Annotated in this window: 14 protein-coding genes; all 14 read left to right on the top strand. The window is 45.1% G+C overall.

The features are described from left to right. Positions 1–18 precede the first annotated feature (18 nt). The 14 genes from rpoC (at position 19) to rpsC (ending at position 13,249) form a co-directional block, all read left to right on the top strand. Positions 19–3,633 carry a DNA-directed RNA polymerase subunit beta' gene (gene rpoC, locus MHB85_RS27605; protein ID WP_091020536.1) on the top strand — a complete coding sequence of 1,205 codons (3,615 nt, stop codon included), beginning with the start codon at positions 19–21 and terminating at the stop codon, positions 3,631–3,633. Between the two features lie 204 nt (positions 3,634–3,837). Continuing rightward, a complete protein-coding gene (locus MHB85_RS27600) occupies positions 3,838–4,089 on the top strand; it encodes a ribosomal L7Ae/L30e/S12e/Gadd45 family protein (protein WP_036607175.1) in 252 nt (83 codons plus the stop codon). Positions 4,090–4,239: 150 nt separating this feature from the next. Then, the gene (gene rpsL / locus MHB85_RS27595) at positions 4,240–4,662 is read left to right on the top strand and encodes a 30S ribosomal protein S12 (RefSeq protein ID WP_017692070.1); all 423 of its coding nucleotides are present in this window, start codon (positions 4,240–4,242) and stop codon (positions 4,660–4,662) included. 87 nt (positions 4,663–4,749) lie between these two features. Next, on the top strand, positions 4,750–5,220 hold the full coding sequence (gene rpsG / locus MHB85_RS27590; protein WP_017692071.1) for a 30S ribosomal protein S7: 471 nt from the start codon (positions 4,750–4,752) through the stop codon (positions 5,218–5,220). A gap of 50 nt (positions 5,221–5,270) precedes the next feature. Beyond that, positions 5,271–7,349, top strand: coding sequence for an elongation factor G (gene fusA / locus MHB85_RS27585; RefSeq protein WP_047841122.1), 2,079 nt, complete (start codon positions 5,271–5,273; stop codon positions 7,347–7,349). 95 nt (positions 7,350–7,444) lie between these two features. Then, positions 7,445–8,635 (top strand): elongation factor Tu, encoded by a 1,191-nt coding sequence (gene tuf, locus MHB85_RS27580; protein ID WP_017692073.1) that lies wholly within the window; start codon positions 7,445–7,447, stop codon positions 8,633–8,635. A gap of 436 nt (positions 8,636–9,071) precedes the next feature. Continuing rightward, on the top strand, positions 9,072–9,380 hold the full coding sequence (gene rpsJ, locus MHB85_RS27575; protein WP_017692074.1) for a 30S ribosomal protein S10: 309 nt from the start codon (positions 9,072–9,074) through the stop codon (positions 9,378–9,380). 46 nt (positions 9,381–9,426) lie between these two features. After that, complete coding sequence (gene rplC, locus MHB85_RS27570) at positions 9,427–10,050, top strand: 50S ribosomal protein L3 (RefSeq protein ID WP_017692075.1); 624 nt, start codon at positions 9,427–9,429, stop codon at positions 10,048–10,050. Between the two features lie 25 nt (positions 10,051–10,075). Then, positions 10,076–10,699, top strand: a complete 624-nt coding sequence (rplD, locus tag MHB85_RS27565; protein WP_017692076.1) for a 50S ribosomal protein L4 — start codon at positions 10,076–10,078, stop codon at positions 10,697–10,699. Continuing rightward, a complete protein-coding gene (gene rplW, locus MHB85_RS27560) occupies positions 10,699–10,989 on the top strand; it encodes a 50S ribosomal protein L23 (protein WP_017692077.1) in 291 nt (96 codons plus the stop codon). The genes rplD and rplW overlap by 1 nt, the downstream gene beginning before the upstream one ends. 30 nt (positions 10,990–11,019) lie before the next feature. Beyond that, positions 11,020–11,850 carry a 50S ribosomal protein L2 gene (rplB, locus tag MHB85_RS27555; RefSeq protein ID WP_017692078.1) on the top strand — a complete coding sequence of 277 codons (831 nt, stop codon included), beginning with the start codon at positions 11,020–11,022 and terminating at the stop codon, positions 11,848–11,850. A gap of 71 nt (positions 11,851–11,921) precedes the next feature. Continuing rightward, positions 11,922–12,200 (top strand): 30S ribosomal protein S19, encoded by a 279-nt coding sequence (gene rpsS / locus MHB85_RS27550; protein WP_192136408.1) that lies wholly within the window; start codon positions 11,922–11,924, stop codon positions 12,198–12,200. 35 nt (positions 12,201–12,235) lie between these two features. Further along, positions 12,236–12,568 carry a 50S ribosomal protein L22 gene (gene rplV / locus MHB85_RS27545; protein ID WP_017692080.1) on the top strand — a complete coding sequence of 111 codons (333 nt, stop codon included), beginning with the start codon at positions 12,236–12,238 and terminating at the stop codon, positions 12,566–12,568. A 15-nt stretch (positions 12,569–12,583) separates the two neighbouring features. Continuing rightward, entirely contained in the window at positions 12,584–13,249 is a 666-nt protein-coding gene (gene rpsC / locus MHB85_RS27540; RefSeq protein ID WP_036607182.1) for a 30S ribosomal protein S3, read from the top strand.

Here is a 13,249-nt window from a genome sequence, read left to right as displayed (position 1 = left end):
GTTAAGGAGGGTTGCTCCTTGTTGGACGTCAACAATTTCGAATACATGAAGATCGGGCTTGCTTCCCCAGAGAAAATTCGTTCTTGGTCCCGCGGAGAAGTGAAAAAACCGGAAACGATCAACTATCGTACGTTGAAACCGGAAAAAGAAGGGCTATTCTGCGAAAAGATTTTTGGCCCTACAAAAGACTGGGAATGTCATTGCGGTAAATACAAACGCGTCCGTTATAAAGGCGTTGTCTGTGATCGTTGTGGCGTTGAAGTAACACGTGCGAAAGTACGCCGCGAACGGATGGGCCATATTGAGCTCGCTGCTCCGGTATCGCATATCTGGTACTTCAAAGGTATTCCGAGCCGTATGGGTCTTGCTCTGGATATGTCTCCAAGATCTCTTGAAGAGATTATTTATTTTGCATCATATGTTGTAACTGATCCAGGAGAAACTCCACTGGAGAAAAAACAGCTGTTGTCCGAGAAAGAATACCGCAGCTACCGTGAAAAATACGGTTATGGTTTCCATGCTGGCATGGGCGCAGAAGCGGTTAAAAAATTGCTTCAAGATCTTGACATAGACAAAGAGCTCGAGTTCCTGAAAGAAGAGCTCCGGACTGCGCAAGGACAACGTCGTAATCGTGCAATCAAACGTTTGGAAGTTATCGAAGCATTCCGCAACTCCGGCAACAAGCCAGAGTGGATGATCATGGATGTACTTCCTGTTATCCCGCCGGAACTTCGTCCAATGGTACAGTTGGATGGTGGACGTTTTGCAACGTCTGACTTGAATGACTTGTATCGCCGTGTAATCAACCGGAACAACCGTCTGAAACGTCTGCTTGATCTGGGCGCGCCAGATATTATCGTGCAAAATGAAAAACGGATGTTGCAGGAAGCTGTTGACGCATTGATCGATAATGGTCGTCGTGGACGCCCGGTAACGGGTCCTGGTAACCGTCCATTGAAATCTCTCAGCCACATGCTGAAAGGTAAACAAGGACGTTTCCGTCAAAACTTGCTCGGTAAACGGGTTGACTATTCTGGTCGTTCCGTTATCGTTGTTGGACCTTACCTGAAAATGTATCAGTGTGGTCTGCCGAAAGATATGGCACTTGAATTGTTCAAGCCTTTTGTTATGAAAGAGCTTGTAAATAAAGGGCTTGCCCACAACATCAAGAGCGCAAAACGTAAAGTTGAGCGTGTAAGTCCTGAAGTATGGGATGTTCTTGAAGAAGTAATCAAGGAGCATCCGGTTCTGTTGAACCGTGCCCCTACGCTTCACAGACTCGGTATTCAAGCATTTGAACCGATTCTCGTTGAAGGTAAAGCAATTCGTCTTCACCCGCTCGTATGTACGGCATACAATGCCGACTTTGACGGTGACCAAATGGCCGTGCACGTTCCGTTGTCCGCTGAAGCTCAAGCGGAAGCACGTATCCTGATGCTTGCATCGGGTAACATTTTGAACCCGAAAGACGGTAAACCGGTTGTTACTCCTTCCCAGGATATGGTGCTTGGTTCTTACTACCTCACTATGGACAACAAGGAAGAAAAGGGCACAGGTATGATCTTGCGTACAGTTAACGAAGCTGTATCGGCATACCAACGTGGTACTGCTGGTCTGCATGCTCGTGTAGCTATTCCGGTTAAGGCGCTTGGTAAAACAAGCTTCACGGAAGAGCAGCAAGAAGGAATGTTGCTGACAACTATCGGTAAAATTATCTTCAATGAAATTTTCCCGGCAAGCTTCCCGTATATCAATGATGCGACTCGTGCTAACCTTTACCAAGGTACTGCAGATCACTCATTTGTATATGAAAAAGGTGCTGATCTCAGAGAAGCTATTATGAATGCTCCTCTGGCTGGCGGTGTCGGTAAAGAATACCTCGGCTCCATCATCGCACGTTGTTTTGAAATTTATCACACAACGGAAACAGCCGTTATTTTGGATAAAATCAAACAACTTGGTTTCACATACTCTACACGTGCCGGTATTACGGTTGCGGTATCTGATGTTATCGTTCCGCCTGAGAAGTTTGAAATTCTTAGACAATCTGAGGAAAAAGCACAAATCGTTACGAATCAGTACCGTCGTGGTCTGATTACGAATGAAGAGCGCTATGACCGTATCATTGATATCTGGTCAAAATCCAAAGATGACATAACTGAGATTCTGATGAAGTCCATGGATCGTTACAACTCGATCATGATGATGGTAGACTCCAAAGCACGGGGTAACAAATCGCAAATCACCCAATTGGGCGGTATGCGTGGTCTGATGGCCAACCCATCCGGTCGAATTATCGAACTCCCAATTAAATCTAACTTCCGTGAAGGTCTGACAGTACTCGAGTACTTTATCTCCACTCACGGAGCGCGTAAAGGTTTGGCGGATACAGCCCTGCGTACAGCCGATTCAGGTTACCTGACTCGTCGTCTCGTAGACGTAGCCCAAGACGTAATCGTGCGTGATGATGATTGTGGTACAGATAAAGGCTTTACGGTAAGTCGTATCCAGGATGGTAAAGAGGTTATCGAAGACCTCTACGACCGTATTGAAGGCAGATACTGCTTCGAGACTCTTCGTCATCCGGAAACGAAAGAAATCATTGTAGGTCGCAATGAATTGATTGACTCCGATAAAGCAGAAGCGATTATCAAAGCAGGTATTACTAAATTGCAAATCCGCTCCGTCCTCAGCTGCCGTGCAAGTCATGGTGTCTGCAAGAAGTGTTATGGTCGCAACCTCGCGACTGGTAAACACGTGGAGATTGGTGAAGCAGTTGGTATTATCGCAGCACAGTCCATTGGTGAGCCAGGAACACAGCTTACAATGCGTACGTTCCATACCGGTGGTGTAGCCGGAGACGATATTACGCAAGGTTTGCCGCGTATCCAGGAGTTGTTTGAAGCTCGTAATCCTAAGGGTCAAGCAACGATCAGTGAGATTGATGGTGTAGTTAAAGAGATTCGCGAAGCGAAAGATCGTCGTGAAATCGAAATTCAAGGTGAGGCGGAATCCAAAGTTTACTCCGTTACCTACGGTTCCCGTGTACGCGTAAGCGAAGGCATGGAAGTTGAAGCGGGTGACGAGTTGACAGACGGTTCCATTGATCCAAAAGAGATGTTACGGATTAAAGGCATACGTGGTGTACAGAACTACATTCTGCAGGAAGTACAACGCGTATATCGTAACCAAGGCGTAGAAATTAACGATAAGCACGTTGAAGTTATGATCCGTCAAATGCTGCGTAAAATCCGTATCGTAGATGCAGGAGATACAACGCTGTTGCCAGGATCATTCGTGGATATGCATGAGTACGAAAGAGCTAACAAAATTGCGATTCTTAGTGATAAAGAGCCGGCGGTTGCTAAACCAATCCTGCTCGGTATTACGAAAGCATCCCTGGAAACAGACTCCTTCCTCTCAGCGGCTTCGTTCCAAGAAACTACACGTGTATTGACAGATGCAGCAATCAAAGGTAAAGTCGATCAGTTGCTCGGTCTGAAGGAAAATGTAATTATCGGTAAATTGATTCCTGCAGGTACAGGTATGCACCGTTACCGCAGCATCAAATTTGCTGAGCCAGAAGATGGCCAATCTTCAGTAGAAGAACTTGAGCCAGTTTCGGTTGATTAAATATATTTCTCCTTATTAGAGGAGAGTGAAAGTTTTGTGCGTCAGGAGACGGACGTTTGTATAATACAGGCGGACGAATCCTGATGTACGTAAACTTTTAAAAAATGTTTTAGGATTAGCATTGACAATGCTTGCGCTAGATGCTAATATATCAAAGGTGCGTGGGCAGCTGATTGTACATGGTTCTATTCGGAGGAATACACAATGTCTAATGAAAAAGCCTTGCAAGATGCTCATGTCAAAATAGGTACCAAACAGACCATGCGGATGGTGCAGACAGGTATGGCTTCTGAAGTCTATGTCGCAGAAGATAGTGATCCGCAGCTTACTTCCAAAATCATTGCTTTGTGTGAACAACACAATGTGAAATGCACGAAAGTGGATACAATGAAAAATCTCGGCAAGGCTTGCGGGATTGGAGTAGGAGCAGCTATGGCTGCTGTCGTAAAATCATAGGGTAAGGAACGTTTTTGTCCGAGAACTTTTAAGGATTCTCCAAGGCAAAAACTTTTCATTTGTCTTTTTATGAACCGCCTGGGTCTGTGGGCTTAGTGCAAAGAGGTTTATAAAGAAACATGAATATTTGAGGAAGGGGGTGGCAATCACATGCCAACTATTAACCAACTGGTTCGTAAAGGACGTCAAGCAAAAGTTGAGAAGTCAAAATCTCCAGCTTTGCAAAAAGGATTCAACGCTTTGAAACGTGAATCTACTAACATCAGTGCCCCACAAAAACGTGGTGTCTGCACTCGTGTAGGTACAATGACTCCACGTAAACCAAACTCTGCACTTCGTAAGTATGCCCGTGTTCGTTTGACGAACCGTCTCGAGGTTACTGCTTATATCCCGGGAATCGGACATAACCTTCAAGAGCACAGTGTGGTATTGATCCGCGGAGGTAAAGTTAAAGACCTTGCAGGAGTTCGTTATCACATCGTTCGTGGAGCTCTCGATACTGCTGGTGTAAACAACCGTATGCAAGCTCGTTCGAAATACGGCGCTAAACGTCCAAAAGCTAAAAAAGCCTAAACTATTATAGGCAGATAGCCTGAAAACCTTCTGGTCTAAGTCTGGAGGGTACAGGATCTGCTGAACAAGAAAGAAAGGGGGATATCCATGCCACGCAAAGGTCCAGTTACGAAAAGAGACGTTCTGCCTGATCCGTTATATAACAGCAAGTTGGTTACTCGTTTAATCAACCGCATTATGATCGGCGGAAAACGCGGTGTTGCTCAAAGCATTCTGTATAATGCGTTCAAGTTGATTCAAGAACGTACGGGTAATGACCCTATGGAAGTATTTGAAGCAGCAATCAAGAACATCATGCCAGTCCTGGAAGTTAAAGCTCGCCGTGTCGGCGGTGCCAACTACCAAGTACCAATCGAGGTGAAACCAGAGAGACGTACTGCTCTGGGATTACGTTGGCTCGTGAACTACTCCCGCAACCGCGGTGAGAAAACAATGGAAGAGCGTTTGGCGGCTGAGATCATCGACGCTTCCAACAACACAGGCGCTTCCGTTAAAAAACGTGAAGATACGCACAAAATGGCTGAAGCGAACAAAGCGTTTGCTCACTACCGTTGGTAGGATTCAGTTCACAATAAAAAAAACTTCAATTTTGAAGGGAGACCCATTACATGGCTAGAGAGTTCTCCTTGAAAAATACACGTAATATCGGGATCATGGCTCATATTGATGCGGGTAAAACCACGACAACTGAGCGGATCCTGTTTTACACAGGACGTACGCACAAAATCGGTGAAGTACACGAAGGCGCTGCGACAATGGACTGGATGGAACAGGAACAGGAGCGCGGAATTACGATTACTTCCGCTGCAACTACCGCTGCTTGGAAAGGCCACCGCGTTAATATTATTGATACCCCGGGACACGTTGACTTCACTGTTGAAGTTGAACGTTCCCTTCGTGTATTGGACGGAGCAGTTGGTGTATTCAGTGCGAAAGAAGGCGTTGAGCCTCAGTCCGAAACCGTATGGAGACAGGCTGACAAGTACGGCGTACCTCGTATCGCATATGTAAACAAAATGGATATCATCGGTGCTGACTTCCTGAACGTTGTATCTGACATGCGTGATCGCCTTCAAGCGAACGCTGTTGCGATTCAACTTCCAATCGGCGCTGAAAATGATTTCAAAGGTATCATTGATATCGTTGCACAAAGAGCTCATATGTACAAAGATGACCTCGGGCAAGATATCGAAGAAACCGATATTCCTGCAGAATTTGCAGATCAAGTTGAAGAACTTCGCAACGAGTTGATTGAGCGCGTTGCTGAACTGGATGAAGAATTGACAATGAAATACCTGGAAGGCGAAGAGATCACAATTGATGAGATCAAAACCGTACTCCGTAAAGGTGTTGTAGATGTTAAGATATTCCCAGTTATCTGTGGATCCTCATATCGTAACAAAGGTGTTCAACTGATGTTGGATGCTGTTGTCGACTACTTGCCAGCTCCAACAGATGTTGCATCGATCACGGGACATCTTGAAGATGGAACTGAAGCAATTCGTAAGTCATCCGATGAAGAGCCATTCTCCGCATTGGCATTCAAAATTATGACTGACCCTTACGTTGGTAAATTGACATTCTTCCGCGTATACTCTGGTGTTCTTCAATCCGGATCATATGTATTGAATGCCACTAAAAACAAACGTGAGCGTATCGGTCGTATCCTTCAAATGCATGCGAACAGCCGTCAAGAGATCACTGTAGTATACTCCGGTGATATTGCAGCTGCCGTAGGTTTGAAAGATACAGGTACAGGTGATACACTATGTGATGAGAAAAATCCGGTTATCCTGGAGTCAATGAACTTCCCTGATCCGGTTATCGAAATCGCTGTTGAACCTAAAACCAAAGCTGACCAAGATAAACTGGGTGTTGCTCTCGGTAAGTTGACTGAAGAGGATCCAACTCTTCGTGCTCATACTGACGAAGAAACAGGCCAAACGATCTTGGCAGGTATGGGTGAGCTTCACCTTGATATCATCATCGACCGTATGCGTCGTGAGTTCAAGGTTGAAACTACTGTGGGTAAACCACAAGTAGCTTACCGTGAAACATTCCGTGCTCCAGCGCGCGTTGAAGGTAAATTCGTACGTCAATCCGGTGGTCGTGGTCAATACGGTCACGTATGGGTTGAATTCGAACCTCTCGAGCCGGGTACAGGCAGCCAGTTCGAAAGTAAGGTTGTCGGTGGTTCCGTACCAAGAGAATACATTCAACCTGCACTGTCAGGGATTGAAGAGCAAATGAAAAACGGCGTTATTGCAGGCTTCCCGCTTGTTGACGTTAAGGCTACAATCGTAGACGGATCTTACCATGATGTCGATTCCAATGAGATGGCATTTAAAATTGCCGGATCTATGGCGCTTAAAGCGGCTAAAGACAAGTGTAAACCAGTTCTGCTTGAGCCTATCATGAAAGTAGAAGTAACTGTTCCAGAAGAGTACATGGGTGACGTAATGGGTATGTTGAACTCCCGTCGTGGCCGCATCGAAGGTATGGATTCCCGTAGTGGAGCTCAAATCATCCGTGCTAAGGTACCTCTGTCTGAAATGTTTGGTTACTCTACAACTCTTCGTTCCGGTACTCAAGGACGCGGCGTATTCTCCATGGAACTCTCTCACTATGAAGAAGTTCCTAAGAGCATCGCTGAAGAAATCGTTGCCAAAACAAAAGGCACCGAGTAGTTTTCTCACACTGGATGCAAGTGCATAAGAATTCAATTCGGAGCACTTCATTCAGTGAAAACATAAAATTATAATTTTAAGGAGGCCACGTTCAAATGGCAAAGGCTAAATACGAACGTAATAAACCCCACGTTAACATCGGTACTATTGGTCACGTCGATCACGGTAAAACAACTCTGACTGCTGCAATCACAACTGTATTGTCCAAAACTTACGGTGGTGCTGCAATTGCATTCGATCAAATCGACAAAGCTCCAGAAGAGCGCGAACGCGGTATCACAATCTCTACATCACACGTTGAGTACGAAACTGACACTCGTCACTACGCTCACGTTGACTGCCCAGGTCACGCCGACTATGTTAAAAACATGATCACTGGCGCGGCTCAAATGGATGGAGCTATCTTGGTAGTATCCGCAGCAGACGGCCCAATGCCACAAACTCGTGAGCACATCTTGCTCTCTCGTCAAGTAGGCGTACCTTACATTGTTGTATTCTTGAACAAATGTGACATGGTTGAAGACGAAGAGTTGTTGGAATTGGTTGAGATGGAAGTTCGCGACCTTCTTAACGAATATGAGTTCCCAGGTGACGATACTCCAATCACTCGTGGATCCGCTCGTGAAGCTCTGGCAAACCCAGATGGCGAATGGGCTCAAAAAATCGTTGAGATGTTCAAAGAGATCGACACTTACATCCCACTGCCTGAGCGTCAAACTGACAAGCCTTTCTTGATGCCTGTCGAGGACGTATTCTCCATCACTGGTCGTGGTACTGTTGCTACTGGCCGTGTGGAGCGTGGTACGGTTAAAGTCGGCGAAGAGATTGAAATCGTTGGTATCACTGAAGAAACTAAAAAATCCGTTGTAACAGGCGTTGAGATGTTCCGTAAATTGTTGGATTCCGCTCAAGCGGGTGACAACATCGGTGCATTGTTGCGTGGTGTTGACCGTACTCAAATCGAGCGTGGTCAAGTACTTGCAAAACCAGGTTCTGTTAAGCCACACACAGAATTCACAGCTCAAATCTACGTTCTGACTAAAGAAGAGGGCGGACGTCACAAACCATTCTTCACTGGTTACCGTCCACAGTTCTACTTCCGTACAACTGACGTAACAGGCATCATCAACTTGCCTGAAGGTACTGAAATGGTAATGCCTGGTGATAACATCACTGTTACTGTTTCCCTGATCTCCCCAATCGCGATTGAAGAAGGAACTAAATTCTCCATTCGTGAAGGCGGACGTACAGTAGGTGCCGGTTCCGTAGCATCTATCCAAAAATAATTCGGCTTAACGCTGAATAAAGCATATGTAACAGTGTACTGGAACGAGTAACATTGTATTGTAACGAAGCTTCGGAAGAGTTCTTTATCCGACATCGGATAGAGAACTCTTTTATTATGTTTAAAGTTCGGAACCTGCGTCATACGAAATGAACATCATTTACGAGTTTAGAAGGATTGGCAAGGCAGCCTGGATATTGAAGATTAACAATGCAATAAACGAAGTCATTTCATCAGAAAAGATAAGTTTAAATGTTTTTCTTAAATATGCTTGCAATACGCCTATCTTTTCTATATAATAATGAATGTTGTTCTGTGACGTTGCGATGATGTGAGAGGTTACTGGCACACCCGGCCCCTTTGCCATGGGAGAGTGGCTAGAAAATTTTCACGGAGTATGTCCGATAAAAAATTGGGCGATAGAAGGAGGGACTAAAATGGCAAAGCAAAAAATTCGTATTCGTTTGAAAGCTTACGACCACAGAATTCTTGATCAATCCGCGGAGAAAATTGTTGAAACAGCAAAACGTTCGGGTGCTGGTGTATCCGGTCCGATTCCGCTTCCTACTGAAAAACAAATCATTACTATTCTTCGTGCGGTGCACAAGTACAAGGATTCTCGGGAACAATTCGAACAACGTACACATAAACGTTTGATCGACATCGTTAACCCGACTCCACAAACTGTGGATGCCTTGATGCGCTTGGATCTGCCGTCCGGTGTAGATATCGAAATTAAATTGTAATACAAGCTACAACAAAGACCATGTATAAAGGAAAAGAGGTGTCAACATGAAAGCAATCTTAGGAAAAAAACTCGGAATGACTCAAGTATTTACTCCTGAAGGTAACGTCGTTCCGGTAACGGTTATCGAAGCAGGCCCTTGTGTTGTTTTGCAAAAGAAAGACATTGAGAACGATGGCTACGAAGCAATTCAAATCGGTTACTCCGATAAGAAAGAGAAAAATGCTAACAAGCCAGAAGCAGGTCACGCTAAAAAAGCGAACACTGCCCCTAAGCGCTACGTTCGTGAAGTTCGCGGTATCAACATCGCAGAATATGAAGTTGGCCAAGAACTGAAAGCTGACATTTTCGCTGAAGGCGAATTCGTTGACGTAACGGGTATTTCTAAAGGTAAAGGTTTTGCCGGCGTTATCAAACGTTGGGGACAAAGCACTGGACCTATGTCACACGGTTCGCGTTACCACCGTGGCCCTGGTTCAATGGGTTCGATCCAAGCTAACCGCGTTCCTAAAGGCAAACGCCTGCCAGGACACATGGGACATGATACTATTACAATCCAACGTCTTGAAGTAGTTAAAGTAGACGCTGAGCGGAACGTATTGCTCGTGAAAGGTTCCATTCCTGGACCGAAAAACAGTCTCATTAGAGTTAAAGAAACGGTGAAAAAATAACCACTGAAGAAAGGAGGAACACAAAATGCCAAAAGTATCAGTTTACAATGTAGATGGTAGCCAAGTAGGCGAAGTTGAATTGAACGATGCGGTTTTCGGAATTGAGCCGAACCAACACGTTCTGTACGATGCAGTTCTTATGCAACGCGCTTCCCTTCGTCAAGGTACCCACAAAGTAAAAGGACGTTCTGAAGTTCGTGGCGGTGGACGTAAGCCTTGGAAACAAAAAGGTACAGGTCGCGCTCGTCAAGGTTCAATTCGTTCACCACAATGGAAAGGCGGCGGTATCGTATTTGGTCCAACACCACGGAGCTATGCGTATAAACTGCCTAAGAAAGTTCGCCGCTTGGCGATCAAATCAGCCCTTTCATCCAAAGTGCTTGACAATGACATTATCGTTTTGGACGCTCTCACGTTGAGTACGCCTAAAACTAAAGAGTTTGCAGCCATCTTGAGTAACCTCAAAGTGGGACGTAAAGCTTTGATCGTAGCTCCTAGCTATGATGATAATGTAGCTCTTTCCGCACGGAATATTCCAGGCGTGAAATTCGTAGCTGCTGACGGTATTAATGTTCTTGACGTGCTCTCGCACGACAAATTGATCATTACGAAAGAAGCAGTTCAGAAGGTAGAGGAGGTGCTCGCGTAATGAAGGATCCTCGTGATATTGTAAAACGTCCGATTATTACGGAACGTACTGCTGACATGATGAACGACTTGAAATATGTATTTGAAGTCGATATCCGTGCAAACAAAACCGAGATCAAAAAGGCAGTAGAAGCTATTTTCAATGTAAAAGTGAAAAACGTGAACACGCTTCGTGTTCCAGCTAAGCCGAAACGGTACGGACGTTATTCCGGATATACTAGCGAATGGAAAAAAGCGTTTGTAACGTTGACAAAAGACAGCAAAACGCTTGAGTTCTTTGAAACTGTATAATTGAATTTTTGAAGTAAGGAGGGAAACCCAGTGCCAATCAAAAAGTATAAACCAACATCCCCGGCAAGACGGAACATGTCCGTTTCTACATTTGAGGAAATCACCACAAATCAGCCGGAGAAATCGTTGTTGGCCCCGTTGAGCAAACAAGCAGGCCGCAACAACCAAGGTAAAATTACAGTTCGTCACCATGGTGGTGGACACAAACGTAAATACCGTATCATTGACTTCAAACGTACTAAAGATGGAATACCGGGCCGCGTTGCTACGATTGAGTATGACCCGAACCGTACATCCAACATCGCTCTGATTCACTATGCTGATGGTGAAAAGCGTTATATCATCGCTCCTAAAGGTTTGAAAGTTGGAGATCAAGTATTCTCCGGACCTGAATCAGACATCAAAATCGGTAACGCACTGCCACTCGAAAACATTCCAGTAGGTACCGTTATCCACAACATTGAGTTGAAACCAGGTAAAGGCGGACAATTGGTTCGTGCTGCTGGTACAGAAGCTCAATTGCTTGGTAAAGAAGAAAAATACGTTTCCGTTCGTCTCTCTTCCGGAGAAGTTCGTCGTATTTTGAAAGTTTGCCGCGCGACAATCGGATCTGTAGGTAACCAAGACCACGAGCTTATCAAAATCGGTAAAGCCGGTCGTAGCCGTTGGTTGGGTAAACGTCCTGAGGTTCGTGGTGTAGTAATGAACCCTAACGATCACCCACACGGTGGTGGTGAAGGTCGTGCTCCAATCGGACGTAAATCGCCAATGTCACCATGGGGTAAACCTACACTTGGTTACAAAACGCGTAAGAAAAATAAAGCTTCTGATAAATACATCATTCGCCGCCGCACGAAGTAATACACACTGTGCATAACTTCGTGAGGCATCTGCGGATGCATAATAGCTATGTTTGAAGGGAGGATCTCCACATGGGTCGCAGTTTGAAAAAAGGGCCATTCATTGATGGCTACATGCTTAAAAAGGTAGAAGAGATGGATGCTTCAGGTAAGAAGAATGTGATCAAAACCTGGTCCCGTCGTTCTACAATTTTCCCGCAATTCATCGGACACACATTTGGCGTTTACGATGGTCGTAAACACGTGCCAGTGTATGTAACTGAGGACATGGTCGGACACAAACTGGGTGAGTTCGCTCCAACCCGTACGTACAAAGGCCATACTGCTGATGATAAGAAAACAAGAAGATAAATGAATATCTTTAATGTTTGAAAGGAGGTTACACAATGGAAGCAAAAGCACATGCTAAGTTTATCCGGATTGCTCCTCGTAAAGCTCAACTCGTTGTTGACTTGATTCGCGGCAAGCAAGTAGGTGAGGCGGTTGCCATTCTCCGTCACACTCCGAAATCTGCTTCTCCAATCGTTGAGAAGTTGCTTAACTCCGCTATTGCGAATGCGGAACATAACTATTCTTTGGATGTTAACAACTTGGTTATCTCGCAAGCTTACGTGAACCAAGGACCGACTATGAAGCGTTTCCGCCCTCGTGCAATGGGACGTGCAAGTCGTATTAACAAACGTACTAGCCACATTACTTTGGTGGTATCTGAGAAGTAGAAGGAGGGGAAATGTGTGGGCCAAAAGGTAAATCCAGTCGGACTCCGTGTCGGAATTATCCGTGACTGGGAATCTAAGTGGTATGCAGGCAAAGACTTCGGTGATCTTTTGATGGAAGACGTGAGAATTCGTGAATTCCTGAAAAATAAATTGAAAGACTCCGCTTTATCTCGTGTAGAAATTGAGAGAGCGGCTAACCGCGTAAACGTAACGATTCACACTGCTAAACCAGGTATGGTTATTGGTAAGGGTGGTTCGGAAGTTGAAAATCTTCGTAACCAAATTACGAAAATTGCTGGCGGTAAAAAAGTACACATCAACATTTCTGAAATTAAGAACCAAGACTTGGACGCTGTTCTTGTAGCTGAAAGCATTGCACAACAATTGGAACGTCGTGTTTCTTTCCGTCGTGCTCTGAAACAAGCAATTCAAAGAACTATGCGCTCCGGTGCTAAAGGTATCAAAACTCAAGTAGGCGGACGTCTTGGCGGTGCTGAGATCGCACGTTCTGAAGGCTACAGCGAAGGAACTGTTCCACTGCACACACTGCGTGCTGACATTGACTATGGTACAGCAGAGGCTCATACTACTTACGGACTTATCGGCGTAAAAGTATGGATCTATCGTGGAGAGGTTCTTCCTACGGCTAAGAAACAAGCTGCTAAGGAAGGAGGCAACTAA

Origin of the sequence: Paenibacillus sp. FSL K6-4396 (genome assembly GCF_038002525.1) — a bacterium.
Classification (GTDB): domain Bacteria; phylum Bacillota; class Bacilli; order Paenibacillales; family Paenibacillaceae; genus Paenibacillus; species Paenibacillus amylolyticus_B.
The sequence above is the reverse complement of the archived record's forward strand: the minus strand, read 5'-3'. Positions and strand labels throughout refer to the sequence as shown.